Annotated in this window: 28 protein-coding genes; 22 read left to right on the top strand and 6 right to left on the bottom strand. The window is 49.0% G+C overall.

Annotated elements, in window-relative coordinates:
• Nucleotides 1–263: 263 nt before the first annotated feature.
• Nucleotides 264–1,226 carry a LysR family transcriptional regulator gene (locus ACOMG9_RS19825; RefSeq protein WP_422135180.1) on the top strand — a complete coding sequence of 321 codons (963 nt, stop codon included), beginning with the start codon at nt 264–266 and terminating at the stop codon, nt 1,224–1,226.
• Between the two features lie 8 nt (nt 1,227–1,234).
• On the opposite strand, the gene ilvM is transcribed toward ACOMG9_RS19825, so the two are convergent.
• The 5 genes from ilvM to ACOMG9_RS19800 form a co-directional block, all read right to left on the bottom strand.
• Entirely contained in the window at nt 1,235–1,513 is a 279-nt protein-coding gene (gene ilvM / locus ACOMG9_RS19820) for an acetolactate synthase 2 small subunit (protein ID WP_422135179.1), read from the bottom strand.
• On the bottom strand, nt 1,510–3,156 hold the full coding sequence (ilvG, locus tag ACOMG9_RS19815; protein ID WP_448218165.1) for an acetolactate synthase 2 catalytic subunit: 1,647 nt from the start codon (nt 3,154–3,156) through the stop codon (nt 1,510–1,512). Before ilvG ends, ilvM begins: the two co-directional genes overlap by 4 nt.
• Nucleotides 3,143–3,349 carry a hypothetical protein gene (locus tag ACOMG9_RS19810; protein WP_448218164.1) on the bottom strand — a complete coding sequence of 69 codons (207 nt, stop codon included), beginning with the start codon at nt 3,347–3,349 and terminating at the stop codon, nt 3,143–3,145. The genes ilvG and ACOMG9_RS19810 overlap by 14 nt, the downstream gene beginning before the upstream one ends.
• A 334-nt stretch (nt 3,350–3,683) precedes the next feature.
• Nucleotides 3,684–4,967: a BamA/TamA family outer membrane protein gene (locus ACOMG9_RS19805; protein ID WP_448218163.1), complete on the bottom strand. Its 1,284-nt coding sequence runs from the start codon at nt 4,965–4,967 to the stop codon at nt 3,684–3,686.
• Nucleotides 4,968–5,175: 208 nt separating this feature from the next.
• Nucleotides 5,176–5,424: a hypothetical protein gene (locus ACOMG9_RS19800; RefSeq protein ID WP_448218162.1), complete on the bottom strand. Its 249-nt coding sequence runs from the start codon at nt 5,422–5,424 to the stop codon at nt 5,176–5,178.
• 666 nt (nt 5,425–6,090) lie between these two features.
• Between ACOMG9_RS19800 and ACOMG9_RS19795 the strand changes: the two genes are divergently transcribed.
• Complete coding sequence (locus ACOMG9_RS19795; RefSeq protein WP_494529276.1) at nt 6,091–7,779, top strand: SufS family cysteine desulfurase; 1,689 nt, start codon at nt 6,091–6,093, stop codon at nt 7,777–7,779.
• On the opposite strand, the gene ACOMG9_RS19790 is transcribed toward ACOMG9_RS19795, so the two are convergent.
• Complete coding sequence (locus ACOMG9_RS19790; RefSeq protein ID WP_448218160.1) at nt 7,757–8,689, bottom strand: bile acid:sodium symporter family protein; 933 nt, start codon at nt 8,687–8,689, stop codon at nt 7,757–7,759. The two genes, ACOMG9_RS19795 and ACOMG9_RS19790, sit on opposite strands and share 23 nt — an antisense overlap.
• A 242-nt stretch (nt 8,690–8,931) precedes the next feature.
• Between ACOMG9_RS19790 and flgB the strand changes: the two genes are divergently transcribed.
• The 20 genes from flgB to ACOMG9_RS19690 all read left to right on the top strand — a co-directional run bounded on the left by flgB (nt 8,932) and on the right by ACOMG9_RS19690 (nt 25,488).
• The gene (gene flgB, locus ACOMG9_RS19785; RefSeq protein WP_448218159.1) at nt 8,932–9,318 is read left to right on the top strand and encodes a flagellar basal body rod protein FlgB; all 387 of its coding nucleotides are present in this window, start codon (nt 8,932–8,934) and stop codon (nt 9,316–9,318) included.
• Entirely contained in the window at nt 9,319–9,738 is a 420-nt protein-coding gene (gene flgC / locus ACOMG9_RS19780) for a flagellar basal body rod protein FlgC (protein WP_448218158.1), read from the top strand.
• Nucleotides 9,739–9,749: 11 nt separating this feature from the next.
• The gene (locus ACOMG9_RS19775; protein WP_448218157.1) at nt 9,750–10,391 is read left to right on the top strand and encodes a flagellar hook assembly protein FlgD; all 642 of its coding nucleotides are present in this window, start codon (nt 9,750–9,752) and stop codon (nt 10,389–10,391) included.
• Between the two features lie 21 nt (nt 10,392–10,412).
• Nucleotides 10,413–11,633, top strand: coding sequence for a flagellar hook protein FlgE (flgE, locus tag ACOMG9_RS19770; protein ID WP_422135169.1), 1,221 nt, complete (start codon nt 10,413–10,415; stop codon nt 11,631–11,633).
• The gene (flgF, locus tag ACOMG9_RS19765; RefSeq protein WP_448218156.1) at nt 11,633–12,367 is read left to right on the top strand and encodes a flagellar basal-body rod protein FlgF; all 735 of its coding nucleotides are present in this window, start codon (nt 11,633–11,635) and stop codon (nt 12,365–12,367) included. Before flgE ends, flgF begins: the two co-directional genes overlap by 1 nt.
• A gap of 40 nt (nt 12,368–12,407) precedes the next feature.
• Nucleotides 12,408–13,193: a flagellar basal-body rod protein FlgG gene (gene flgG / locus ACOMG9_RS19760; RefSeq protein ID WP_448218155.1), complete on the top strand. Its 786-nt coding sequence runs from the start codon at nt 12,408–12,410 to the stop codon at nt 13,191–13,193.
• Between the two features lie 35 nt (nt 13,194–13,228).
• Complete coding sequence (locus ACOMG9_RS19755) at nt 13,229–13,969, top strand: flagellar basal body L-ring protein FlgH (RefSeq protein ID WP_448218154.1); 741 nt, start codon at nt 13,229–13,231, stop codon at nt 13,967–13,969.
• 11 nt (nt 13,970–13,980) lie between these two features.
• On the top strand, nt 13,981–15,099 hold the full coding sequence (locus tag ACOMG9_RS19750; RefSeq protein WP_448218153.1) for a flagellar basal body P-ring protein FlgI: 1,119 nt from the start codon (nt 13,981–13,983) through the stop codon (nt 15,097–15,099).
• A 27-nt stretch (nt 15,100–15,126) separates the two neighbouring features.
• Nucleotides 15,127–15,459, top strand: coding sequence for a rod-binding protein (locus ACOMG9_RS19745; protein ID WP_448218152.1), 333 nt, complete (start codon nt 15,127–15,129; stop codon nt 15,457–15,459).
• A 14-nt stretch (nt 15,460–15,473) separates the two neighbouring features.
• Complete coding sequence (flgK, locus tag ACOMG9_RS19740) at nt 15,474–17,105, top strand: flagellar hook-associated protein FlgK (protein WP_494529275.1); 1,632 nt, start codon at nt 15,474–15,476, stop codon at nt 17,103–17,105.
• Between the two features lie 21 nt (nt 17,106–17,126).
• The gene (flgL, locus tag ACOMG9_RS19735; RefSeq protein WP_448218150.1) at nt 17,127–18,035 is read left to right on the top strand and encodes a flagellar hook-associated protein FlgL; all 909 of its coding nucleotides are present in this window, start codon (nt 17,127–17,129) and stop codon (nt 18,033–18,035) included.
• Nucleotides 18,036–18,138: 103 nt separating this feature from the next.
• A complete protein-coding gene (flgM, locus tag ACOMG9_RS19730) occupies nt 18,139–18,447 on the top strand; it encodes a flagellar biosynthesis anti-sigma factor FlgM (protein ID WP_422135161.1) in 309 nt (102 codons plus the stop codon).
• On the top strand, nt 18,419–18,928 hold the full coding sequence (flgN, locus tag ACOMG9_RS19725; protein ID WP_422135160.1) for a flagellar export chaperone FlgN: 510 nt from the start codon (nt 18,419–18,421) through the stop codon (nt 18,926–18,928). The genes flgM and flgN overlap by 29 nt, the downstream gene beginning before the upstream one ends.
• A 5-nt stretch (nt 18,929–18,933) precedes the next feature.
• Nucleotides 18,934–19,827: an OmpA family protein gene (locus tag ACOMG9_RS19720; RefSeq protein WP_448218149.1), complete on the top strand. Its 894-nt coding sequence runs from the start codon at nt 18,934–18,936 to the stop codon at nt 19,825–19,827.
• Between the two features lie 98 nt (nt 19,828–19,925).
• Nucleotides 19,926–20,246, top strand: a complete 321-nt coding sequence (fliE, locus tag ACOMG9_RS19715; RefSeq protein ID WP_448218148.1) for a flagellar hook-basal body complex protein FliE — start codon at nt 19,926–19,928, stop codon at nt 20,244–20,246.
• 14 nt (nt 20,247–20,260) lie between these two features.
• Nucleotides 20,261–21,913 carry a flagellar basal-body MS-ring/collar protein FliF gene (fliF, locus tag ACOMG9_RS19710; protein WP_448218147.1) on the top strand — a complete coding sequence of 551 codons (1,653 nt, stop codon included), beginning with the start codon at nt 20,261–20,263 and terminating at the stop codon, nt 21,911–21,913.
• Entirely contained in the window at nt 21,906–22,928 is a 1,023-nt protein-coding gene (gene fliG / locus ACOMG9_RS19705; RefSeq protein WP_448218146.1) for a flagellar motor switch protein FliG, read from the top strand. The genes fliF and fliG overlap by 8 nt, the downstream gene beginning before the upstream one ends.
• Nucleotides 22,929–22,979: 51 nt before the next feature.
• On the top strand, nt 22,980–23,744 hold the full coding sequence (locus tag ACOMG9_RS19700) for a FliH/SctL family protein (protein WP_448218145.1): 765 nt from the start codon (nt 22,980–22,982) through the stop codon (nt 23,742–23,744).
• Entirely contained in the window at nt 23,744–25,072 is a 1,329-nt protein-coding gene (locus ACOMG9_RS19695) for a FliI/YscN family ATPase (protein ID WP_448218144.1), read from the top strand. Before ACOMG9_RS19700 ends, ACOMG9_RS19695 begins: the two co-directional genes overlap by 1 nt.
• Nucleotides 25,069–25,488, top strand: a complete 420-nt coding sequence (locus tag ACOMG9_RS19690) for a hypothetical protein (RefSeq protein WP_448218143.1) — start codon at nt 25,069–25,071, stop codon at nt 25,486–25,488. Before ACOMG9_RS19695 ends, ACOMG9_RS19690 begins: the two co-directional genes overlap by 4 nt.
• Nucleotides 25,489–25,527: the final 39 nt, after the last annotated feature.

Genomic DNA, 25,527 nt, shown 5'->3' with positions numbered 1-25,527 from the left:
GCGCTTTCAGTAATGCCTGTAAACGAGTGCACAATTCCAGTGTACCTGATTGCGGATCAAATGAAAGGTTAAATAAGTATTTGTACTTTTGCGAATTTCGGGTGTTACCTAAAGGCATCAAGTAGATCTTCTAACAGTTGATTTAAGGTGATACATTTGGCCACCATAGCTTTCATGAAAGGTTTTCTGAAAGGTTTTTTTTATTCGTAATGTAGGGCTGTTTGGCCATACTTTTATTTTCTATCAATCCTTCTGCTGTATCTATGAACCTTTCCAGACTGAATCTGAACCTGCTGCCCGGCCTGAAAGCCCTGCTGGACACCCAGAGTGTTTCCAAAGCAGCGCAGATGATGTGTGTTACCCAGTCTGCCATGAGTCGAACTCTGGCCCAGTTGCGGGAAGCATTGAATGATCCGATTCTGGTGAGAAAAGGCAATCGGATTTTTTTGTCCGAGAAAGCTACGTCACTGCATGAAGATGTGAACAGAGTGGTCACGGAAGCGAGCAGTATTTTTGAAAACCAGCAATTTTATATTGCGACTACCCAGCGACATTTCCGGATTGCTTCGGGGCACACGGTGCTGGAGCGAATTCTGCCAGAAGTACTGCAAAAAATATGGGCGGTGGCACCCGGGCTGACCTTTGAATTGCAAGCCATCAATCCCGCTGTTGATGTTGCAGCCGGAAAGTTGGATCTGTCCATTGGTTATATGGGCGTTCGGGAAGAAGGATTATCCAGCTTTTCACTGATGAAAGATCGGATGTGCCTGATTCTCTGTGAAAACCATCCCTTGGCCCATGAGTCTTTTTCAGAAGAGGCTCTGAAGTCTTTTTCCTTTGTGGTACAACGGGACAATATCAATCTGCATCAACAGAGCGAGATCAACCATTTCCTGAGCAAGGTGCAGGTGAAAACCTGGTCACCCGGTCTTTCGATCAGTCTGGCGTTAATCAAGGGAACAGACTGTGTGCTCATGGCTCCGGCTTCACTGTCCATGTTCCTGGACGATCTGTCAGGCTATGTGATCCGTGATTGCCCAAAAATTATCCCGGAAGTCAGCTTCGATATTGTCTGGCCAGAGTATTGGGAGATGAACAGGGCGCATCGTTGGATGAGGGAGTTCATCAGTGATGCATTGCTGGAACATATCCGGAGCAAAGAGCTGTATATGTTTGCCAATGAGTCAGAAGAAAGTCGGAAAAGGCCAGGTGCACGCCTTTCCTGACCCTGTTCTCAAATGATACTTTCCCGGGCGATTGCTTCCGTTGTCGGGGGCTGGCACACCTGAAGAACATCATATAGCTTTTCTATCTGACGGGTGAGCATCTCAACAGGTCGCTCACCGGAGACATCAAGTGCAGCAGAAACCATTTTCCCACACTCGGAGCTGCTCATGGATAGGCTCTCGAGATCAAATCCCCGGTGTCTGATTACCCGCAGGAGTCTCTCCATCACCTCTGGTTTTTTATGACACTGGATGGTCAGAGAGTAGTGGGTTTTGGAATCGCTCATGCTCTTGCCTCCATCATTTCGTGGTTGGCGGCGCCGGGTGGCACCAGGGGCCAGACGTTTTCTCGCTCATCAATACAGACATGAAGCATTCTTGGTCCCGGAGCCAGGAGCATTTCTTCCAGGGCCGGGAGCACTTCATGTCGTTCGGTAATCATTCTGCCTTCAATGCCAAATGCATTGGCCAGCGTAACAAAATCAGGATTGTCCGAAAGGTCAGTTTCACTGTAGCGCTGGTCAAAGAAGAGTTCCTGCCATTGCTTCACCATGCCCAGCCGCTGGTTGTCGAGTAAGACAATTTTGACGGGGAGCTGTTTTCTTTTGATCGAAGCCAGCTCCTGCACATTCATCATGAAAGAGCCATCTCCGGAAACCAGTATCACATCGTCTTCCGGTCTTGAAATGGCCGCGCCTATCGCTGCCGGCAGACCAAAGCCCATGGTGCCAAGCCCGGCACTGGAGAGATGGTTGTTAGGATGAGAGAAGCTCATGTGCTGGGCTACCCACATCTGGTGCTGACCCACATCACAACTGATGACAGAATTCTCGCGGGAGGCTTCAGATAACTGTTTCAGAAGCAGAGGCGCAAAGATATCCTTACCGGGTTTGTCATAAACCCACTGGCTGGCAGCGCGGCTGGCTATACAGTGTTGTAACCAGTCACCCTTTTCTAAGGCGATGGTCAGGCTTTTGAGATTCTTCTTTAAGCAACCACCGAGGCTGACATCAGCCAGGCGACGCTTACCAAATTCTGCCGGGTCAATATCGAGATGGATGACTTTCGCATCGGGTGCAAAGCTCTCAAGCCTGCCTGTGACCCGGTCATCAAAGCGGGCTCCGATGGCTATCAGCAAGTCGCATTCCTGCACTGCCAGATTGGCAGCCCGGGTTCCATGCATACCTAGCATACCAAGGTAGCCCTGATCCTCAGGACAAACCGCTCCGATACCTTTCAAAGTACAAACACTGGGAAGACAGGTTTCTGTCAGGAATGTTCTGAGTTCGTTTACCGCATCAGCCATGCCTGCTCCACCACCGATATAAGCAAGAGGCTTGTTGCTCTTGCGGAGCAATGAGAGGGCTGTATCAATTTTGTCATAACTTTCGGCAGCTCTCTCTTCTATCACGTTGAGCGGTGGTGCATAGTGAGCTTCTGCTTGCTGAATATCTTTTGGCAGGTCAACCAGAACAGGACCCGGGCGGCCAGATTGAGCCAGATCGAAAGCTTTGTTCAGGGTTTCGCAGATATCATTCGGGTCTGTCACCAGAAAGCTGTGCTTGGTGCAACCCAGTGTCATACCCAGAATATCGATTTCCTGGAAGGCATCCGTTCCCATCATGGCAACAGGCACCTGGCCTGTAATGGCTACCAGGGGGATGGAGTCCAGCATGGCGTCAGATAAAGCGGTGATCAGGTTGGTTGCGCCAGGACCGGAAGTAGCAATACAGACTCCGGTTTTGCCACTGGCTCTGGCATAGCCAATAGCAGCGAAAGCGGCTCCCTGTTCATGTCTGCAAAGAAGGTGCTCAATATTGGAATCCAGAAGGGCGTCATACACTGGCATAATTGTGCCACCGGGATAACCGAAAACATGCCGGACTCCGCGTTGGGTAAGATTTCTTACCAGTACATTAGCGCCGTTCATGGGGTTGACCTCGCCCGGGATGAACTTCAGACTTGATGCGAACAGGCTTGCCAGTGTTCAACTCAAACCATTGCTGCGCAGAGAAAAAAACGGCAACAGGGAGGATAATCAGCAGCAGTTCAGGAAGGCTGATGACTGCCACAGTGGCCAGACTCAGAATAGTAATAATCAGTTTGTTGTTTACGTTTAGCATGGTTCTATCCTCTCTGTTTGGAGTTTTTATCTTGTTTATACTTGCCGGGTTTTCAGGCCCCAAATACGAAAAAACCCCCCGAACCTTTCGGTGCGGGGGGTTCCTCGAAACTCTGATCTGTCAGCCAACAGACCCCCGCGCAGAGATGTTAATCACCACGACTGGTAGCAGAATGATGTTGCTTATGGGGTTGGTTTTCATGGCTGACAAATACATATCAAGTTATTTAACGTGTCGTCAGGTATAACACACGCAGTCAGCATCTGCCAGAAAAAATTAAAATCTCGGGAAGGTAGCAGAGCCAGTGAGGCAGGGTTTCCTCACTGGTAAATCCTCAGAAAGGCTGGTTAATAAAGATGCGAAGCCGGTTGTCTTCTTTGCTGCTGGCGATTTCAGTTCTTACAGTGACACCTTCCACCTTAAAGCGGATACCACCGCCCACGCTGTATTTCATATCGGTGTGAAGTTCTCTCAGGTCGAAGTCGTCAGCAACGCGGCCAGCATCAACAAACAGGGTCCATTGCCACCAGGGAATATCGTACAGAGGTCCGATGACAGCTAGATTCTCAAGTGGCTGCCAGAGAGGAACTGCCCGGTACTCCAGACTATAAGACACTGCTGATCGGCCATGAAAACGCTCAGTGTTGTAACCTCTCAGCTTATCCCAGCCGCCCAGAGAGACTCCGGCAAAAGAAGGGGGGCGCTTGTACTCCTCTACGCCGTTGACATCGGTAGTGTCGTTCCAGGTAGGCGTATCAGCCAGCCAGGCGTTCAAGGCGATGACCTGCTGGTCAAGATAGTCATTGCTACCCAGGTTAAAGAACTTGCTGAACTCAAATTGCCAGGTTGTCCAGTCGGCACGGCTTTCGCTACCCCAGTCCCTGGTGTAGGTGAAGGTTGTCTGACTGCCCCGGGTCGGCAATTGACTGGCGTTACGATTGTCATAATCCAGAGTAAGCCTGATACCGGCAGCTTCGTCTGCAGAATCTGTCGAGTGGTCTTCAAGTTTCACACTTTCGTAAAAAGGCTGAATGTCGAAAGAGCTGATACCGGATATCAGAGGGTTCCAGACTTTACCCGCAGCGGCATTGCCCAGTGCATCCTGTTTCAGGCTGGACAGTGCACCGTTTCGACCTTCTGCAATAGGAAAAATGTATTTGAAACGGGCTGAATAGCTTTGTTCAATAGTGCCAGGGGTTATGAAGTTTTCCTTACTCGACTCATTGCTGCCGGGTTGCTCTCCGGAAAAGTCAGGATTGCCGGGCAAATAATATCTGGACTGTGTGTAATCACCATAAAGCCCATTGACACTCACCAGCATCTGATCAAAACCGGGAATGATGAGATTATAAAGACCGGCATAGGCCATCGCGGAACCATTGCTGGAGGCAATGGCGGTTCCGAACAGAGAGGCCTGTGGTTGTCCAATGCCTTTGATAAGTCCGGCACCACCCAAGGCGGTGCCCCAGTCTTCAGAACTGAACAGGAAGGGGACTCCGGCAAAATCGAATTCTTCACCTGCAGGCGTCGCAGCAAACGCGCTTTGAAGCCCGGCAGTCAAGAGTAAAGAAGCTCCAACAAGCTTTGTTTTTTGTCCGCGTTGGGTATTGTTGCGCATTGTGTGTGCAGCAGATCCTTAAGGTAATGCGCTATTTTCTAATTGGTTCCAACGTTCTGGAATAAGAGGTTGTGCCTATTGACCTGCTGAACTTTGGATTATGCAGTCGACCCTCTCTCAGTATGATAAAAAAATCTGAGTTGACAGTTAGTTACCCTGATAATGTTCTGGCCAGCTCGTAGTTTGTTTCACACTGAAGTGTTCTGATTTACCTGAGTTCTTGTTGAGGCCGGCCACCATAGCTAGCCGTGACCTTGATACGATAGACATCGCCAGCATCAACCGTTAATAAATGATCAGGGTCATAGATTTCGACCAAAGTCGGGTCTTCACCCGCATCTTTCAACCACTTAAATTGGGCAAGCTTGTCAGAGTGTTGATTACTTTTTACCTCGAAAAGCAGGATCGACGGATCTACGTCACAGAAGCCTGCCCCCTGAAGGTAATAAATATTCATGGTTTGTATGTTTCCTGAGGTCGTGTGCACAGTCCACGGTGAGACATGGTCAATGCATTCTCTTGGAAATCCCGTAGTCACTGTGAAGGTATCGTCGCCGGCTCCCTGTAAGAATTCTATCTGTGCCTTACCAACGGAGAAGGCATTCATGGAGCAGAGCGATAACAAAACCATGATAAATGCTATCGTAACGGTTTGGTTTGCATTTTGCCTCGACATCATTAAATCTCCGGTTGCATTGCTGCAGCCTGTATTCTAGAACACCCTGACGTTTATGCGAGCTTGACATCCTCCCCGCCGTGAAGAGGGTGTCGCAAAACTCTGGTTCCCATGCTCCAGCGTGGGAACCCATACCCATCTCGCGCTGCAGAGTCCACTTTTCAGGGGAGGTATGCATTCCCACGCAGAGCGTGGGAACGAGTTGTTAGAGTTTTGCGACAGCCTCTCAAAGTACGGGGTTTTACGCTCATTCGATAAATGGTTAATGTTGGAAACGGTCAACCATAAGGTGGATAGCACCTCGTTTCTTCATAATTTACGGACTGAGCATCGTCACAAATCCAGACTTTAATATTAATATTGTCGCTAACATATTGTCGCTACGGTCAATTGATAATAATCCGCATTCATCAATACAATGCCCGAATCGAATCAGGGAAGGCTCATATGAACCTGAAAAAGCAGTTTCCCATTCTGGAACAGCATGCCCATGGCCATCCGTTGGTTTATTTGGATAATGCTGCCACTACCCAGAAACCTTTCCCGGTCATTGAAGCCATAGATCGTTTTTATCGGGAAGCCAATGCCAATGTACATCGTGCGTCACACTACCTGAGTGCTCGCTCAACCCATGCCTTTGAGGAAGCAAGGGAGGAGGTTAAGCATTTCCTGAATGCCGCCAGTTCTGACGAAATTATCTGGACGCGGGGCGCGACAGAAGCTCTCAATCTGGTCGCTCAAAGTTGGGGAAGAAGTCAGTTGCAGCCGGGCGATGAAATTCTGCTTTCGGCCATGGAGCATCATGCCAATATTGTGCCCTGGCAGCTGGTCGCCGAGCAAACCGGAGCCGTGATTAAAGTCATCAGTGTCACCGGGCAGGGAGAGCTTGATAGCAACAGTTTTCGTGAACAGTTGACGGACAGAACCAGGATTCTTGTTATTACCCATGTCTCCAAGGCGATTGGAACAGTGAACCCGCTTCAAACGCTTATTCCTGAAGCCAAAGCCAGGGGCGCATTGGTGTTGGTGGATGGCGCCCAGGCAGTGGCTCACTCTCGCATTGATGTACGGAAACTTAACTGTGACTTCTATGTTTTTTCCGGTCATAAAGTATTTGGCCCAACCGGTATCGGTGTTCTATACGGTCGTAAAGCTTTACTGGAAGACATGCCACCCTGGCAGGCCGGGGGAGAAATGATTCGGCGGGTCAGTTTCAGCGGCACTTCATTCAACAACTTACCCTTCAAATTTGAAGCGGGTACTCCCAATGTGTCCGGCGTGATCGGACTCGGGGAAGCTATCCGTTTTTTGAGGTCACTGGATATGGGACAGATTGCTGAGCATGAAGACAGGCTGAGAAGAAAAACGGAAGCTGGTTTGAGAAAAATTCCCGGAGTCACTTTGGTGGGGGAAGCCAGAGAGAAAGTGTCTGTCGTCTCTTTTGTAGTCGAAGGGTTTCACAATCAGGATATTGGTCTATTGCTGGATCAACAGGGTATTGCCGTAAGGACTGGCCATCATTGCACCATGCCGTTGATGGAGCATCTGGGATTGTCAGGAACCGTCAGAGCTTCTTTTTCTCTCTATAACACACTTGCTGATGTGGATGCCTTCCTGTTAGCGCTGACCCGTATTGTGAACGGCGAGTTTGATGCTTCTCCCCTGAGCAAAGAGGTTAAAGCCGATTCAGCCTTCTTCAACCAGCTTGAAGGTGAACATGCTGCCGAGTTTACGAAAAATCAGATTTTCCAGACAATCACCAATGCCCGAAACTGGCAGGAAAAGTACCTTCATATTATGCTGCTTGGCAAGAAACTGCCTTCCCTGCCAGAAACGATGAGAACCGAAGAGTCACGACTTCATGGCTGTGAAAGTGCCGTCTGGTTACATCATTTTTATGACGAGCAGTCCATGAAGCTGTTCTTCGCTGCGGATTCTGATGCCCGAGTGATCAGGGGGCTCATCGCTATCGTGATTTCCGTCTTTAATGGTTGTACACCAAAAGACATCAGTCGTTTTGATATAGAAGTTTGGTTTGCCAGTCTGGACCTCTACAGCCATCTGAGCCCATCACGGGGCAATGGGCTGAGGGCGATTATAGAAGAGATCAGATCTATTGCTCACCGGTTTGAATAACGGTATCTGTCTTTGCCCACCAGGCTGCGAGAACAGAGCCTGTGATGTTATGCCAGATGCTAAAGAATGTAGCCGGCAGAGCAGCGGCAGGCATAAAGAATTTGGTAGCCAGTACAACAGCCAGACCGGAGTTCTGCATCCCGACTTCGATGGCGACGGTTTTGCAGGTTTTCCGGTCAAAGCCTGACAGGTATGCTGCCAGATAACCCAGGCTCAGTCCTGTGCCGTTGTGCAAAGCCACCGCCAGAATGGTAATGAGTCCAATTTCTGGCAGCTCCTGAGCATTAGACGCGACAACGACGGCAATGAGCAGAAGGATGCCAGCCATGGAACAGAGTGGAAACAGAGGGCTCAGTTTTTGCACGAAACCATGGCAGAAATGGTTGATCAGAACCCCCAGAGCCACCGGTAAAACAACTATCCTGGCCAGGCTCCACATCATTGCCAGTGGTTCCACTTCAATATACTGGTGGGCAAGCAGACTGATTAACAAGGGGGTAGCGAAAGCGCCAATCAGGGTTGATGCAGCTGTCATTGAAATCGACAGTGCAACATCTCCCCTGGCTAGATAACACAGTACGTTAGATGCAGTTCCTCCGGCAACACTGCCAGCCAGAATCATGCCTATTGTCAAATCCACGGGAAGACTCAGAAGTTGTGCAATCAATAACCCGGCAAAAGGCATGATGCCAAATTGCAGAATCACTCCAGCAGAGAGCGCGGGTAAACGATTTTTGATTCGGGCGAAGTCGGCCACTGATAAGGTCAGTCCCATAAACAACATGATCAGGCTGAGTCCCGGAGTAATCAGGTAACCAAGGTGGTCAAAACTTTCGGGAAAGATATAGGCCAAGGCTGAAAAGATAACTGCCCATAAAGGAAAAAGTCGTGTCATCGTATTCAAAAGCATGAAGGATTTTTCCACGCCAACCGTTAATCATTGGCAGCTAAAGATTTTCTTGAGTCGCTAGATAAATCTTAAACCAATGTGAACCCGGGTGACAGACCACTCAGAGCAAGTTGAGTAACAGAGGGAGCATTGAAACCGACAATCTGTTTTTGCTGCAAGCTGCTTAGTCTGGCAATGAGTAAAAACCGGATTGTCGTTGATTAGGAGTAAATCAATAACGATAAAGCAGGAGCTTAACTCCTATGGCCATCAGTTTTGAATCTGCGTTGGGTGTTCATCCCCAAGCGCTGGCGTTTCGGGGAGTCCGTGCTGAAGTCATTGCCGGAAACCTGGCAAACATTGATACACCGGGATTTAAAGCCCGTGATGTAGAGTTTAAAACCATCTTGAATGAGCAACTTTCCGGAGGCGCCACCACCGACGGCAGGCATCTGGAAATGCCACCCACTGAGCAAAATAATTCAATGATGTATCGTATTCCATTCCATCAAACTACCGATGGCAACTCGGTAGAATTGGGCGTTGAGCAGGCAGCCTTCTCTCAGAATGCCATGGACTTTCAAACCAGTCTTATTTTTCTCCGTAAAAAGCTAGGCTCCCTTGAGCAGGCTGTTAAGGGAGGTCGATAAATGAAACTGGACAACCTCTATGAAATATCCGGTTCGGCACTGAATGCTCAGATGGTTCGTCTGAATACCATTGCCAGTAATTTGGCTAATATCTCCAGTGCAGGCAGCACGCCCGAAGAAGCTTACCGCCCTGTCAGACCTGTTTTTTCTGCCATTTACAAGCAGGCTGTTGGAGAAAATAAGGGAGCTGCCCTGGTGCAGGTTGACGATGTTTTGGAAATGCCACCGAGTGCCAAAAATAAACGATATGAGCCAGATAATCCTCTGGCGGACCAGGAGGGTTATGTTTTCTATCCCGATATCAATGTGATGCAGGAAATGGCTGACATGCTGTCGGCCACTCGCAGCTACCAGAGCAGTATGGAAGTTATGGTTAGCGCCAAGAAATTACAGCAACGACTGCTGTCGCTTGGTGAGTAAAAAGGAGAATTATGACAGGCATTAATTCGGTCTCATCAGGCAGCGGCGTTAACGCTGTGAACAATGACAGTAGAACGCTGCAGGTCAACCAGGATCAGTTTATCGAATTGTTCATCGCACAATTGAACAACCAGGACCCGCTGGCGCCGATGGACACCAACCAGATGCTGACACAGCTTTCGCAAATATCGTCTGTTGAAAGCCTCAACTCAATTGATGATCGAATTGGCGGTCTGACCAGTTCGCTTCAGCAGTCCCAGTCTCTGGGGGCCGCCGGACTGGTAGGGAAAGAAGTCTGGGTTGACTCCAATAGCCTGTCGGTGGAAGAGGAAGGTCAATACAGCGGGCGAACCGAGTTGCAGGTCAATGCTTCGGACGTTCTTATCAGGGTTTATACGCCGGATGGTAGCCTGGTTCAGTCCAAATCATTGGGACAACAATCGGCGGGTATTGTTCCATTCACTCTGGATGATCTTGCTCCCGGGCAATACACAGTCACTGCGACCGGAGTCAGTGGCAATGAAGCCTACAGCGGAAAGCTGTCTATGAAATCTACGGTGACCGGTATCAATATGACCGGCTCCGGAAGTGAATTAAGGCTTGAAGGCATGGGATCTGTGCCACTGTCTTCTATCTCAACAATTGGCAAATAAGACTGTCAGGGAGGGTGGAGAATGTCGTTTAGAATCGGGTTGACCGGATTAAATGCTGCACAGCAGGATCTGGAAATAGTCAGTAATAATATTGCCAACAGTAATACTATTGGCTTTAAAGGTTCCCGCGCAGAATTTTCTGATGTTTATGCCTCTTCAATAGGTAGTGGTAATGGTCAGGTGGCAGGTGTTGAGGTGGCATCTATCAGTCAGCAGTTCTCACAGGGCAGTATTACTTCAACAGATAATGCGCTTGATATGGCGGTTAATGGTCAGGGTTTTTTTGTCGTTAATGACAATGGCCAAATGAATTACACAAGAGCCGGTTTCTTTCAGTTAGATGCCAATAATAATGTGGTCAATAATAAGGGCCTGAGGCTTCAGGGGTATTCAGCGGATGCATCAGGCAACGTACTGGCCGGTACCCAGACTGACCTGAAAATCAACCAGACCTCTATACCCGCCCAGGCAACTACCGATGTGGTGACGCTTGCCAATCTGGATGCCAGAACGGATGCCATTACGCCCGCTGTGGCAATAGACCCAACCAACCGGTCTACCTTTAATTCCACCATGGCATTTAATGTTAATGACAGTCTGGGTGGATCGCACACCGTCAGTATGTATTTTGCAAAAACTGCAGATAACGCCTGGAACATTGAATATTATTTTGATGGGCAGGGGCCGGACCTGACTCAGCCGGTCACATTTAATAACGATGGAACACTGGCAACCCCTGTTGGCGGCGCGGTCACTCTGGGTATTCCAGCCGGGGATGCCCGGCTGTCCGGTGCTGACGCGATGAGCTTCAACATCGATTTTTCAGATTTCACTCAGTTGGGCACTGACTCATCGGTAAACCGGGTAACCCAGAATGGTTTTCCTCCGGGCTCACTCAACGGTATTCAGATTACTGCTGACGGTATTCTTCAGGCGCTTTACTCCAACGGACAAACCCAGGTTCAGGGGCAGATCGTTCTGGCCGATTTTGCTAACGACAGTGGTTTGATTCCAATAGGGGACAGCCTCTGGCAGTCAAGCTTTGCTTCAGGTAATGCTGCTTTGGGTATTCCGGGAGCGGGTGTTATGGGTTCCCTGGAGTCAGGAGCACTTGAACAATCCAATGTCGACATCTCTTTGCAGCTGGTTCGTTTGATTGAGGCCCAGAGTAACTATCAGGCCAATGCCAAAACCATTGAAACCAGTAACAACCTTACTCAGGCACTGATGAATATTATCTGATGGATAAAGTTCTATATATCAGCACAGCCGGAGCCAATCTGGCCATGCAAGCCCAACAGGTACATGCCAATAACCTGGCTAATGTCTCTACCCCCGGATTTCGTCGGGATTTTGTCAGCAGTATGGCTGTGGAAATGAAGGGTGATGGCCTTGAATCGCGAATAATGCCCAAAATGCGAGGACTCGGTAGTCGTTTTGCCAGTGGTGCGATGGAGACTACCGGTCGTGCAATGGATGTTGCGATCAGTGGCAGTGGCTGGTTTGCAGTCCAGGGCAGTGATGGCAATGAAGCTTATACCCGAGCCGGACAGTTAAAAATAGATGATGAAGGTAATGTACTGACCGCCCAGGGGTATGCCGTTATCGGAGATGGCGGGCCTCTTCAGTTACCGGATAATCAATCTGTCTCCTTTGGTGTAGACGGTACAATAAGTATCGTGCCTGCTGAGGGCGGCAATCCTGTTCAGGCAGGTCAGTTAAAGCTGGTGAACCCGGCTATTACAGAAATTACTAAAGGCGCAGACGGGCTTTTTCGTTCGATTGAGGGTGGAGAGCTGGAGGCCGACCCGGAAGTCAGGTTACGAAGTGGTTTTCTTGAAGGCAGCAACGTTAATGCTCTGGAAGAAATGGTGTCGTTTTTAAGCCTCAGCCGACAGTTTGAGGCCCAGATGAAGCTGATGAAAACCGCTGGCGACATGGCTACCGCAGGTGACCGTTTAGTCAGAGATCAGTAACTGACAGCAGATAACAACTTATAGCTCAGAGGACGAGCCGATGAATCCCGCATTATGGGTCAGTAAAACAGGGCTGGCTGCTCAGGAAAAGCAGATGTCCATCATTTCCAACAACCTGGCCAACGTCAATACCATCGGTTTCAAACGGGATCGGGCCAGCTTTGAAGATCTCTTTTACCACATTGAAAAACAACCGGGGGCGCTGTCAGACCAGGACAACGAACTGCCTTCCGGCCTGCAGATAGGAACCGGCGTAAAAATTACCGGAACCCAGAAAGTGTTTACTCCCGGCAGTTATGAAACCACGAAACAGGCACTGGATGTGGCGATCATCGGGAATGGTTTTTTTCAGTTTACTCAACCTGATGGAACCGCTGCATTCTCCAGAAATGGTCAGTTTCATCTGAATGGAGATGGTCAAATAGTGAACGCCAGTGGTTTGCCCCTGGAGCCTGGCATTACCCTGCCCGCTGACGCTACCGGAATCAGTATCAGTGAAGATGGCATTGTTATGGCAACCATTCAGGGGCAGGTTGAACCGACAGAAATAGGCCAGATCACCGTTGTTAATTTTGTTAATCCGGCTGGTCTGGTGGCTCTGGGGGGGAATCTGTACCTGCAATCCAACGCCAGTGGTGATCCGGTAGAAGGCACTGCCGGTGAGGGAGGTCTGGGCTCGCTGAAACAGTTTACTCTGGAAACATCCAATGTCAGCTCAGTGGAAGAGTTGGTCAATATGATATCAGCACAGCGGGCCTATGAAATGAACTCCAAGGTCATAGCAGCGGCTGATGAAATGATGCAGTTTGTTAACCAGACTCTTTAACAGGGCTGGATAGAGAGCTGGATAGAGGGCAGGGAATGAGACTTCTGTGTTTTATAGCCATTTTTATGTTGTTGGGTTGTTCGACTGCACCCCGTCAGGGGGACACCCGACCTGCTGGTAATCAACAGCAAGTGACAGAGCGTCCTGAACCTGAAGCGGAAAAAATGGCTCTCGATAAAGTTGCCTTTCAAAAGGGGAACTCCCACAACCAGGCTGTTTATCCCAACGGCAGCCTGTTTAATGCCAACTACGGGTATTTTATGTTCTCCGACCGTCGTGCCTATCGGTTGGGCGATATTCTTACCATCGAGCTGGAAGGTACCACGAATATCAGCATGAGTGGTTTAAGTAATGTCAACAAAAATAATGCCATCAGCATTCCTGATCCCACTCTGCTTGGTAAAAGCAGTGCATCGATTCTTGGCGGGGGCAGATCTCTGGCCTTTGAAATTCAGCCTTCCAGAACTTACGGAGGCAATACTTCCGCCAGTCGTGGTAATAGCCTGAAAGGTAATATTGCCGTGAAGGTGGTCGAGGTTTTCAACAATGGCACCCTCAGGGTCGAGGGAGAAAAATGGCTGACCATCAATTCGGGTAAGGAGCTGATCAAGATCAGCGGACTGGTCCGGCCAGAAGATATCAAAACAGATAACAAGGTTTCGTCTGAGCGACTGGCAGAAGCAAAAATTGATTACGTGGCATTAGGCATTAACTCGGATGCCCATGAACCAGGCTGGGTGAGCAAGATGCTTAACAGTCCATGGTTTCCTTTTTGACAGGAGTCACTATGTCTCTAACACGATGGGGAATCATTTTTCTTATGCTCGTTGTGGCAGGTAATGCCAGTGCCCGTCGTTTATTGGATATGGTGGATGTTGAAGGTGTCAGAAATAATCAGCTGATTGGTTACGGTCTGGTGGTGGGGCTTGATGGCACAGGAGATAAATCAGCGTTTACCAAACAGTCGCTGGTGAACATGCTGAGAGAGTTTGGATTGACCATCAGCAGTTCTGATGTGAATTCAAAAAATATTGCAGCGGTCACCGTCCATACCAGTTTGCCTCCTTTTGCCCGTCCGGGTCAGAAAATCGATGTAACCGTCTCTTCTATTGGTGATGCCAAGAGCCTCAGAGGTGGAACTCTGCTGCTGACACCGATGAAAGGTATTAATGGCGAGGTGTTTGCAGTGGCCCAGGGCAGTCTGATTGTGGGCGGAGTTTCTGCTCAGGGTTTGGCAGGAACGGCGGATGCTCCGGTCGCTGGTAGCCTTATACAGATTAACAGTACTAACGCCGGTCGCATTCCCGGAGGTGCATTGGTTGAACGTTCAGTAAAGAGCGCTTTCAACTTTGGGGAACAGCTGGTACTGAATTTAAAAGAACCCAGTTATACCAATGCTCGCAGGGTAGTGACGGCCATTAATAATCACTTTGGCCCCAAAGTCGCCAACGCCAGTAATGGTGTCTCTATTCTGGTTTCGGCTCCCAAAGACAGTAGCCAGCGGGTGGCCTTTATGTCCATGCTCGAAGGGCTGAATGTTGAAACGGCAGATCCTGCGGCACGTATTATTTTCAATTCCAGAACAGGCACTGTGGTTATGGGCGAGCATGTTCGTGTTCGTCCGGCTGCAGTCAGTCATGGCAACCTGGTCGTCAAAGTCCGGCAGGCAACTTCGGTATCACAGCCTGGTGCATTCTCTCAGGGAGGAGGCACAGAAGTCATATTAAACAGTGATGTGACAATAGAAGAGCAGAATGCCGCTATCTATATGGTTAAGGAAGGAGTCACTTTGCAGGAAGTGGTCATGGCTATTAACGGTGTCGGGGCGACACCCACAGATTTGATGTCAATTCTTGAGGCGCTCAAAGCAGCCGGGGCGTTGGAAGCCGAATTAATTGTGATTTAAATAGAATTTACGATAAGGGCGTTCGATATGGATATTGGTAGCACTCTGTCGGCTAAACATCTGGCCGGTATTTATCAGCCGGACTCCGGTCAGGGGAAAGCTCCCGAGGATTTGAAAGAAGCAGCAGAAGCCTTTGAAGCCATATTTGTTAACGAATTACTCAAGAGTATGCGCAGGGCCAATGAAGCGATGATGAGCAGCTCAGACTTGCCGACGTCGGGCAAGGATGTGCAGTTTTTTCAGTCGATGTTTGACAGCCAGATTGCCGGACATCTGGGTAAAGAAGGCGGGCTGGGTATCGCTGAGGCATTGGTAAGGCAGCTGGGTGATAAAGACGACGGGCTTGATGTTGAACGTTAATCGGGGTAGATGACATGAGTCTGACACAGATAGGTATTTCTGGATTACAGGCCAGCCAGGCATCGCTTAATGTCGCCAGTAATAATATTGCCAATGCCGAAACAGAAGGCTACAGCCGTCAAAGGGTTTACTGGTACCCGACTTACACTTTGCATCCGGGAATCGGTACCAAGGGAACCGGTGTTAATGCGTCCAGTGTCGAGCGAATAGCCAATAGTTTTCTTACTGCCCAGATGTGGGAGAGCCAATCTCTGGCAGAAAAAACAGCCACTTTTTCAGAATACATCAATTCGCTGGACCAGTGGCTGGGCGATGACAGCACCTCTCTTACCTCAGGCCTTGAGAGTTTCTTTACGACGCTCAATGGCGCAACGGTTGATCCTTATTCCAGTGCTGCCAGGCAAGTCATACTCAGCGAAAGTAATAAACTGGCTCAGCAGTTTACGACACTGAATAACCAAATTGCAGGTCATCAGGGGCTGGTCGGGCGGCAGCTGGAGGCTGCGGTGGCAGAAGCGAATGGTTTGCTGGCAAATATTGCCGGCTATAATGACCAGCTGAAGAAGATCAGTGCCAGTGGTGAGGCTGCTAACGAGATGTTTGACCAGCGGGATCTGGCCGTCAAAGAATTATCAAAGCTGATGGGCATCAATGTTCTGGAGCAGTCAGATAACAGTATTAATATTTATCTGAAATCAGGGCAGCCACTGCTGGTCGGTGATCAGAGAAACGACCTGAATGTGAGCGGATCAGCCAGCAACCCTGATGGCTTTTCATTGGAGTTTGAAAGTGATTCTGCCTCTCTGAAGGTACACGGTGATCCGGGAGGCAGCATTGGTGGCATCCTGAATTACCAGAATGGCACTTTAAGACAGGCTCAAAATGAGATTGGACGTCTGGCAGTAGTCATATCATCGACGATCAATGCCCAGCTTCGACTTGGGGAAGATGTTAATGGCAACGCCGGTGTCGACCTTTTTTCAGATCTGACAAATCCTGCCAGTGGTATATTTTCCCTGGACGTTGTCTCTACCGCAGTGTCTGATATGAGAATTACGGATAGTTCCCAAGTCAAAGCCAGCGACTATGATCTGCGGGTAGATAACACCGGCAACTATGTTATTACCCGTTTGAACGACGGGGTTCAATTCAGTGGCAGCTTATCCGGTGCCGGTACCGATACCCTGAACTTTGATGGTGTTGAAATTGATATCGACGGCACCGCTACTGACCAGGCTTACCGGTTGTCACCGGTGCGTTATGGTGCCAGAGACCTTGATGCGGTTCTGACGGAACCTTTTGCTCTGGCTCTGGCAGCACCCGGTGGCGGCGTGGCCGATAATTCAAACTTGCAGACAATTATTCAGCTTCAGAATGATGCTCTGATAGAAGGGCAAAGTAGTCTGACTGAAAGCTATACCCGGTTTATTGGCGATATTGCGGTACAGACTTCTCAGGCGAAAACAGAAGCCGATGGCGGTAAAAAGCTGTTTGAGCAGGCCGAAGCGAGCCGCAATGCTTATAGCGGTGTCAATCTGGATGAAGAAGCCGCCAACCTTCTACGCTTTCAGCAACTTTACAGTGCCAATGCTCAGGTAATTTCAGTGGCCCGGCAGACATTTGATTCATTGCTGAGAATGTTCTGATTAAAACAGGAAGCCGAAAACATGCGTATCAGCAGCATCAATTTCAATAATATTATGCTCAGGGCTATGCAGGACGGTATGGCCAGGCTGGCTGTAACCACTGACCAGATGGCAAGCGGAAAGCGTATCTTGCAACCATCAGATGACTCCGTTGATACAGTAAAAATTCTTCAGATCAATAATGAATTAACGGCAATAGGACAGTATGAAGATAATATTGATTCGGCGAGGAGAATGCTGCAACAGCAAGATGTTTTGTACAGTGGAATGACTGAGCAACTGCGGCGTGCCAGAGACATTGTTTTGCAGTCCAGCAACGGAACCCTGACTGACCAGGACTATGTGCCACTGGCAGAGGAACTGGATACGGTCAGTAAGTCTCTGTTAAGCCTGGCCAATTATCAGCAGGCAGACGGGCAATATATTTTCTCCGGAACCCTGAGCACCCAGAAGCCTGTTGATGAAGTCGCTGGTGATTATTCATACTATGGCAATAATAACTTTCGCCAGGTCAATATCAGCGGCTCTGCCCAGATACCGGTTAATGAGCCGGGAGAAAATCTGTTTTTTGACCCAGCCGCTACACCACCAACGGACAGTGTCTTTGATGCTCTGTCTGATGCAGTGGATGAACTGAGAAACCCTGTGAGTTTAAACACCGTTCTCTCTGACGCATTGACATGGATTGATGACACTCTGGACAGGATAGGGATCGCCCAGACCAAGGCTGGCAGTAATCAGAGTGTGCTTGACCGGGTGAGTGAAAGCCATGCCGATATCAAACTGATGCTGGAAAAACTTCACTCATCCCTTGAAGATATTGATATGACAAAGGCTGCTACCGATCTGGCTCAGCAGCAGACCCTGCTCAATGCCAGCCAGCAGGTTTATGCCAACATCAAGCAGTTGTCTCTGTTCAATTATTTCTGACGGGCCATGGGCAAAAAAAAATCCTCATTTCAGGGGATTTTAATATTTTTTGACACCTTGCCGATTGGAGTTCTGTACCCATCACATACGAGTGGTGAAAAGGATGCCAGGAATAAATCGCACCGGGCCAAAAAAAGCGGCTAGTCCAATAGCAAGTCAGCGTGCAGTCAAGAATGATGCGAAAGCTGTCGAGCCCCCTAAAGTCAATAATGATCGTTTGCAGTTGAGCGGTGAAGCCCAGAATATTGAAGAACTGTTCCAGTCTCTGTCAGCCATAGATGAAATTGACAGTAAAAAAGTGGAAAGCATTCGGCGCGCCATTAAAAAAGGTGAGATGCCGGTCGATTATCAAGTGCTTGCCAATAAAATTCTGGAGCTTTCCGATGACTTTGATGACCACAGAAAAGAATGACAATAAAAGTGGTACCTATAACGTCTCTGCTGAAAAAAAACTGCTGGATAATATTCGAGATGCACTGGCTTTAACCCGCAAACTTGAAGCTGTTCTGAGCAAGGCCCATAACCTGATGCTGGAAAGGGATATTGCAGCTCTGGAAACTCATCTGGAAACTCAGGTCAAACTGTTGGACATGCTGCATCTGAATGCATCCCTGCGAGAGCATTATTTGAAAGAAGCGGGGTTGTCACCGGACCCGGCAGGTATACGAACTTTTCTGCAAATTATAGCTTCTACTCCCAAGTCTGAAATCACACTGAAACAATGGCATCAACTGGAAATCACAGCAGGTCGCTGCCGCAGTTTGAATCAGGCAAACGGCAAACTGCTGAGTCGTTTGGCTGCCAGTACTAACCAGATTATTGATGTGGTTTTTTCCAGTCAGGAACCTGTGCCCTATAACCAACAGGGCATCTGCGAAAGAAAGCTGGGCTGATCAGCATGTTGTTTTCTGATGATTTGCGGCGATTTCAGAAACTGTTGATTTTTGGCCTCACGATTTTTGGCTTCTCCTTGCTGCTGCTTTCCCGATCATCAGCCAACTCAGTCAGAGAATTCCCTCAGGAACTCAGTCTCCATAAATGGGAGTTGACCACTTCCCGTTTCGAGTGTCGCATGAACAGCAAAGTGACGGGGCTGGGTAGTATCGTTTTGAATGCGGCTGCCGGAGGCATTCATTATATAACCCTGGAACCGGATTTTTTCATTAAAGAAGCCCGACATATTCGTGTTGGGGTTCAGCAATCACCCTGGCGTCATAGCCATTATCTGAACGCTCTCGGAGGTGTTGAAGCAGAGCCGGATAAACAGTTTGAAATGAGAATTAATGTTGCCCGTGTTGTGGAAGATATGCAACAGGGTCATCAGCTGGTTATTGAGATTGAGAGGGAAGCAGTTAACCCTGTTCATATTAAAATACCCGCTATGAATTTCCAAAAAACAGCAGCAACATTTTATAAATGTTATGGAGAATTGCTGGCTCTGAACTACGAACAGGCAAAAGAAACACTGTTCTATTACTCCTCTTCAGGCTCTCGTATAAGCTCTGAGCAGTTATCACATCTTGATGATCTGGCCACCTATATTCTGGTGGATAAAAGTGTAACCAATGTCGCCATTGACGCTCACACAGATTCCCGGGGTGACAGGCTGGAAAACCTTCAGCTGTCAAAAGTGCGTGCAAGCCGGATTTATAGATATTTACGATCAAAAGGTATTCCCGAACAGCGTCTTACCATGCGCTTTCATGGTGACCGCTATCCTGTCGCCACCAATGCAACTGTTGAAGGAAGAAATAAAAACCGACGGGTAAAGATTACCCTGAGCCGCCGATAAATAATTCTGACAATAAATCGTCAACTACGAAAGAGCCTGCTCTCACCAGGCTCTTTTAAAGAACAATATTTCACAGAACAATAGTGGATGGCGGCTCAATGGACATCAAAGGTCTTAACCCGGATTCCCTCAGTGTACTCCTGAAAAACCGACCTGCTCCGATTTTACCTTCCGCAATTGAATCTGAAGCTGTGACTACCACCGGTTTTGGCAATCTGCTGCAACAGGCCATCGAAAAGGTTAATGATCTGCAACAACATTCCAGCAGCATGATGCACAACATTGAAACCGGGGAAAGTGATGACCTCATAGGCACCATGCTTGCCATGCAGAAATCCAGTATTTCCTTTCAGGCGCTGATGCAGGTCCGTAATAAGGCAGTGACTGCTTACGAAGACATCATGCGTATGCAGATTTAAGGTAGAAAAATACCATGGCAGAATCAGATACAAAGGCTGCCCCGGAGTCGGCACCAGAAGAAAAAGAAGTGAAGCCTGTATGGCGGGAAGCCCTGGAAAGGGCCAACAAAGTGGTGAAAAAAGATCGCCGCTATCAGTTGGTGCTGATGGTGTTGTTTGCAGTTTCTGTTGCCCTGATGTCGGTTTTCTGGCTCTGGTCACAATCTCCCGATTATCAGCCACTGTATGGCAATCAGGAACTCTATGATGTGGCCAGTGTCGTCAATGTGCTGGATCAAAACAATATTGCTTATAAAATTCACCCTGCTTCGGGTCAGGTAATGGTGGATGCCGGAAGACTCTCTGATGCCCGTATGCAGCTGGCTGTATCCGGAGTTCAGGCAAGAATGCCGGAAGGGCTGGAAACTCTGGATGGGCAGGAGATCGGTACCAGCCAGTTTGTGGAAAATGTCCGCTACCGGCGCGGTCTCGAAGGCGAGCTGGCTCAGACCATCATCAGCCTGAAACCCGTTCGTAATGCTCGAATCCACCTGGCTCTGCCCAAGCAGAGCAGCTTTATTCGCAAACAGGGAAAACCATCGGCCTCAGTGTTTGTCGATCTGTTTCCGGGGTACAGGTTGAGCAATGAGCAGATTGAAGGCATCGTGAATCTGGTAGCCGCCAGTGTCGCCAATATGAATCGCAGCGATGTTTCTGTCATTGACCAGTCCGGCAAACTGCTCTCTTCCGATATTTTACTGGGCAACAGTGCGCTCAGTGAAGCCAGTAAACAGTTGGACTTTAAGCGCCAGGTTGAGGCTCATTTTCAACAGCGCATTAGTGCCCTGCTGGAGCCACTGGTGGGTGCTGTCAACTTCAGAGCTCAAGTGAGCGCCAATGTGGATTTTGAACAGGTAGTACAGACGGTTGAGCAATATGAGCCTGGTGCTCCGGTGCTGAGAAGCGAGCAGGGAAGGGAAGTGGCAACCAGTGGGCAGGGAGCCAGAGGCATACCTGGAGCGCTCAGCAATCAGCCTCCGGAAGAAGAAGGTCAGGCTGAAGCAGAGCAAAACAATAATGTCCAGTCAGAGTTTGTCCGTAATTATGAAGTAGATAAAGTGATCAGGCAGGTGGCCAACCAGCAGGGCAGAGTACAAAAACTGAGCGTTGCAGTCGTTCTCAATGAGCAGCCTGATGAAGCTCTGGGTATTGGTAACTGGGACCAGGCAAGAATTGCCACGATTCAACAAATGATCATTGATGCAACAGGTATTGATCAGGCCCGTGGTGATCAGATCAGTATTCACACCGCACCCTTTGTGCCAGTCACTCATGTTGAACCTGTTGGGTTGGCGTGGTGGCAACAGCCGCAGGTTCTCTACTTCGTCAAATATGGTTGCGGCACTTTGTTGGGTATTCTCGTGATTATATTTCTTTTAAGACCCTTGATGAAACAGATCACCATCAAGATGGAGGAGCCGGACGTATTACCTCCTCCTCCGCCCGAGGAAAGTGGTGCCCAGTTTGACCAGAAAGGCAGGAAAGTGATCTTTGATGACACCTTTGATCTGCTGCCACCCGAGTTAGCCGATTTTGAAACTCAGGTGACTCAGATGCGAGAGTTGTCGTCTAAGGCACCTGCCAGGGTAGCACAGGTGATCAAGCTATGGATGAACAGTTATGAGTGATAATCCGAGAGTCTTGCCGTCAAGGCAGCCGACGCCCAAAGACATAGCCATTCTGCTGCTCAGTCTCGGGGAAAAAGGTGCGGCGCAGGTATTCAAACACCTTAGCCAGCGGGAAGTTCGACAGATCAGTACGACCATGGCGACCATCTCACCATTGAAAAGAGATCAGGTTCAGGAAGTGCTGGACCTGTTTTTCCACACCTATCGCTACGATAGTGCCTTGTCCGGCTCCTCAAAAAGCTATCTTAACAAGACCTTGAAGTTGGCTCTGGGTGATAAAGAAGCAAAAGGGGTCATGGACTCTATTTTTGGTGGTGAGAGCAATAGCCTGGAAGCGATGAAATGGATGGACTCGGGAGCCATCACTGAACTGATTGTTGATGAGCACCCACAACTTCAGGCAGTGGTATTGACCTATCTGGGAGCCACGCAGGCTACCGATGTATTAATGCGCCTTCCAGCCAAGAGTCATCAGGATCTATTGTCACGAGTCGCCCGACTGCAGGAATTGCACCCATCCATTATTGAAGAACTCAACATTATATTTGATGCCAATGTCGGCAAAATGAGCACCAGCCAGAATACCACCGTCAGTGGTCTTCGTCAGGTGGCCGATATAATGAACCGGATGAATGATACTTCGGTGCAGAGTCTGTTGAATTACTTTAAGGAGCAGGACAAAAAACTGGCTGAGCAAATTGAACAACAGATGTTCCTCTTTGAACACCTTATGCGTCTGGATGAAGATGCGCTGCGTAAGGTCATGGCGGAGGTCAGCCAGGATATTCTGGCTCTGGCGCTCAAGGGGGCTGCTCAGGAGATGGTTGATTCTGTGGTAGGCACCATGACCAAACGAAGCGCCAAATTCCTGCTTGAAGATATTGAAAACCTCGGCCCGGTGCGTGCCAGCCAGGTTCAGTCTGCCCGAAATGATGTGCTTCGGGCAGCGCGACAGCTGGCGGCATCCGGTGAGATAGAGCTGAGCTTTAATGATGAGGACGAGATGATTGGGTAATGCAAACCAATATCTATCACGTTTTTCATAATACTAACAACAGGTTGGTTCATGACAAACAGACAAAAAATATGGCAGCCTGAAACAGCGGCCTTCAAACGGTTTCTCTTTCCGGTTCACCAGAAGCCCGGTGAATCTCAGAATCCAGAGCGTTCAGAGGTAGATCAGCAACCTGACTATAGTGCTTCCCAGCCTGTCGATACGGTTGAGAATACAGTACCGAAACCTCAGGAATCCATTGAGCCTTCTGCGGAAGTTTTGCAGAGTATCCTGGAGCAGGGTATTGAGAAAGGCTATGCCAAAGGTGTGGAAGAAGGTCGCCGAATGGGCTTTGAAGAAGGCAGAGAACTGGGCGTCAAAGAAGGTGGGCGTATTGCCACTGAAGAACAGAAAAAACTGGTATCCCTGTTGCGAAAAGAAATGTCTGAATTTCGCTCTGGTGGCAATTATGGTCGTGACGAAAAGATCAGCTGGCTAGGAAAAGTTATAGAAGAAACCTGTCGTCAGGTAGTGCGCCGGGAACTGATGACTTCTCCGGAACAGATAGTCTCTGTTGTCAGGGAAACTCTGAGTATCATGCCCGAGGATACTCAGTACACCATTCATGTGAATCCGGTCAATGCGGAGTTGCTCAAGACACTCAAACCTGACTTTGGTGCAGCCTGGCAGGTTGTCGAAGATCACGAATTACAAATAAACGACTGCCGTATTATGTCCAGCCAGACAGAAGCGGAAGCGCGCATGGAATCCCGGTTGGTGGAGTGTCTCGATATCATTCGTGAAAACTTGCCTGCCGCAATGGAGGATGCAGGTTAATGTCTCTTTCTGATGATCTGATTGAAAAACTGAAGACAGTACCTGTTGCCAAATTATCCGGGAAAGTATCAGCCATAAAAGGTCTTCTTCTGGAAGCCCAAGGGTTGCGATTGCCCATTGGCCAACTTTGTCATATCAATATGCGCAGTGGTCGTCAGGTAGAAGCAGAAGTGGTTGGCTTTGACGGGGCCAGTCAGTTTCTGATGCCCCTGTCAACGACAATGGAAGGCCTGGCAGCGGGAGACAAAATTATTCCCGTTTCTCACAATCACACCATGCCTGTGGGGGAAGAACTGTTAGGGCGGGTGGTGGATGCTATGGGTAAGCCGCTTGATTCCTCTGCCTTGAGCCTGTCTGACAGAATCTCAATTCATTCCTCCCCTCTTAATCCCATGGCCAGAAAGCCGGTCGATGAGCCACTGGAAGTGGGAGTGAGAGTTATCGACAGTCTGCTGACTCTGGGAAAAGGACAAAGAGTAGGGTTGTTTGCCGGCAGTGGCGTTGGCAAAAGCACGCTTATGGGTATGATGACCCGAAATACCCGGGCTGATGTTACAGTGGTTGGTCTGATCGGTGAACGCAGTCGGGAAGTAAAGGAATTTGTGGACCAGATTCTGGGTATGGACGGTCGGGAAAAAGCGGTTGTGGTGGCCTCCCCCGGGGATGAGTCGCCCGTCCGAAGAATTCGTGCTGCACTCTACTGTCATCAAATTGCTGAGTATTTCAGAGACCAGGGCAAAACGGTTCTGCTGCTGATGGACTCCCTCACCCGCTATGCCCAGGCTCACCGTGAAATTGCCCTGGCTGTGGGCGAAGCTCCGGCAGCGAAAGGTTTTCCTCCTTCAGTATTCAGTAAGATTCCAATACTTCTGGAGCGGGCGGGAACGGGAACCGGCGAAGGTTCGGTAACGGCCATCTATACCGTACTGGCAGAAGGTGATGATATGCAGGAGCCGGTAGTAGACACTGCCCGCTCCATCCTTGATGGGCATATTGTGCTCAGTCGTGAGTTGGCGGAAAGAGGGCATTTCCCGGCCATTGATCTGGAAGCCTCCATTAGCAGAACAATGTCTCAGTTGACAACAGAAGAACATGAAAAGTGCGCCCAGGCGTTCCGACGCTTCCATGCCCGGTATAATGAGTTCAGAGAACTTATGGCGATAGGTGCTTATAAACCCGGTGCTGATCCTGAGCTGGATAAAGCCATTGAATACCGTCCGCAGATGGAGCGTTTTCTGCAGCAGAGCCGTTATGAACAGGTTGATCTCACCGGCAGTATTGAACAGCTGATACATATCTGGCGATCTGATCAGGTTGTTACATCATGAACAAAGTCCGGCGTCTGGAAAAAGCACAGTCCGCACTGGAAAAAAAGAGCCAGCTAACTAAAAGAGAGAAACAGCATGCTGAGCAGAGTCTGGCTTCACTCAACGCCCAGAAAGAGTTGTTGAATGATGCCCGGAAATCCTGCGATAGTCGTCCTGGAGAAAAACTTTCATCACTATCCTGCTGGGGTCGCAATCAGTTTGTTGAATTGCTTGAAGATGTTTCTGTATTACTGGAAGAGAAGATAAAAGCAGAGTCTGGAAATCTCGAGCAAATTAATCAGCGGCTGGAAGAAGAGCGCAGAATGACCAGCGGCGTTGAACATTTAAAAAACAAAGAAACCGAACAACAGCAACAAAAACAGCTTCGGGATGAACTTCAGGAGACAGATCGACTGCTGCAGCGCTCCCCTCGATAATTCTGTTTGGTTTTTAAATTTTCGTGCGCTAGAGTTGTG

It is taken from the genome of Endozoicomonas sp. PH6C, assembly GCF_059322965.1.
The sequence above is the reverse complement of the archived record's forward strand: the minus strand, read 5'-3'. Positions and strand labels throughout refer to the sequence as shown.

Bases quoted from the DNA above. Each gene is read 5' to 3' on its own strand.
- ACOMG9_RS19825 (WP_422135180.1), top strand. From the start codon at position 264: ATGAACCTTTCCAGACTGAATCTGAACCTGCTGCCCGGCCTGAAAGCC.
- fliG (WP_448218146.1), top strand. From the start codon at position 21,906: ATGAGTGATAATCCGAGAGTCTTGCCGTCAAGGCAGCCGACGCCCAAA.
- flgM (WP_422135161.1), top strand. From the start codon at position 18,139: ATGCCAGGAATAAATCGCACCGGGCCAAAAAAAGCGGCTAGTCCAATA.
- ACOMG9_RS19750 (WP_448218153.1), top strand. From the start codon at position 13,981: ATGTCTCTAACACGATGGGGAATCATTTTTCTTATGCTCGTTGTGGCA.
- flgL (WP_448218150.1), top strand. From the start codon at position 17,127: ATGCGTATCAGCAGCATCAATTTCAATAATATTATGCTCAGGGCTATG.
- flgC (WP_448218158.1), top strand. From the start codon at position 9,319: ATGAAACTGGACAACCTCTATGAAATATCCGGTTCGGCACTGAATGCT.
- ACOMG9_RS19700 (WP_448218145.1), top strand. From the start codon at position 22,980: ATGACAAACAGACAAAAAATATGGCAGCCTGAAACAGCGGCCTTCAAA.
- ACOMG9_RS19810 (WP_448218164.1), bottom strand. From the start codon at position 3,349: ATGCTAAACGTAAACAACAAACTGATTATTACTATTCTGAGTCTGGCC.
- ilvG (WP_448218165.1), bottom strand. From the start codon at position 3,156: ATGAACGGCGCTAATGTACTGGTAAGAAATCTTACCCAACGCGGAGTC.
- flgN (WP_422135160.1), top strand. From the start codon at position 18,419: ATGACTTTGATGACCACAGAAAAGAATGACAATAAAAGTGGTACCTAT.
- ACOMG9_RS19790 (WP_448218160.1), bottom strand. From the start codon at position 8,689: ATGCTTTTGAATACGATGACACGACTTTTTCCTTTATGGGCAGTTATC.
- fliE (WP_448218148.1), top strand. From the start codon at position 19,926: ATGGACATCAAAGGTCTTAACCCGGATTCCCTCAGTGTACTCCTGAAA.
- flgE (WP_422135169.1), top strand. From the start codon at position 10,413: ATGTCGTTTAGAATCGGGTTGACCGGATTAAATGCTGCACAGCAGGAT.
- ilvM (WP_422135179.1), bottom strand. From the start codon at position 1,513: ATGAGCGATTCCAAAACCCACTACTCTCTGACCATCCAGTGTCATAAA.
- ACOMG9_RS19690 (WP_448218143.1), top strand. From the start codon at position 25,069: ATGAACAAAGTCCGGCGTCTGGAAAAAGCACAGTCCGCACTGGAAAAA.
- ACOMG9_RS19755 (WP_448218154.1), top strand. From the start codon at position 13,229: ATGAGACTTCTGTGTTTTATAGCCATTTTTATGTTGTTGGGTTGTTCG.
- flgB (WP_448218159.1), top strand. From the start codon at position 8,932: ATGGCCATCAGTTTTGAATCTGCGTTGGGTGTTCATCCCCAAGCGCTG.
- flgG (WP_448218155.1), top strand. From the start codon at position 12,408: ATGAATCCCGCATTATGGGTCAGTAAAACAGGGCTGGCTGCTCAGGAA.
- ACOMG9_RS19745 (WP_448218152.1), top strand. From the start codon at position 15,127: ATGGATATTGGTAGCACTCTGTCGGCTAAACATCTGGCCGGTATTTAT.
- ACOMG9_RS19775 (WP_448218157.1), top strand. From the start codon at position 9,750: ATGACAGGCATTAATTCGGTCTCATCAGGCAGCGGCGTTAACGCTGTG.
- ACOMG9_RS19805 (WP_448218163.1), bottom strand. From the start codon at position 4,967: ATGCGCAACAATACCCAACGCGGACAAAAAACAAAGCTTGTTGGAGCT.
- ACOMG9_RS19800 (WP_448218162.1), bottom strand. From the start codon at position 5,424: ATGAATATTTATTACCTTCAGGGGGCAGGCTTCTGTGACGTAGATCCG.
- flgK (WP_494529275.1), top strand. From the start codon at position 15,474: ATGAGTCTGACACAGATAGGTATTTCTGGATTACAGGCCAGCCAGGCA.
- ACOMG9_RS19795 (WP_494529276.1), top strand. From the start codon at position 6,091: ATGAACCTGAAAAAGCAGTTTCCCATTCTGGAACAGCATGCCCATGGC.
- ACOMG9_RS19720 (WP_448218149.1), top strand. From the start codon at position 18,934: ATGTTGTTTTCTGATGATTTGCGGCGATTTCAGAAACTGTTGATTTTT.
- flgF (WP_448218156.1), top strand. From the start codon at position 11,633: ATGGATAAAGTTCTATATATCAGCACAGCCGGAGCCAATCTGGCCATG.
- ACOMG9_RS19695 (WP_448218144.1), top strand. From the start codon at position 23,744: ATGTCTCTTTCTGATGATCTGATTGAAAAACTGAAGACAGTACCTGTT.
- fliF (WP_448218147.1), top strand. From the start codon at position 20,261: ATGGCAGAATCAGATACAAAGGCTGCCCCGGAGTCGGCACCAGAAGAA.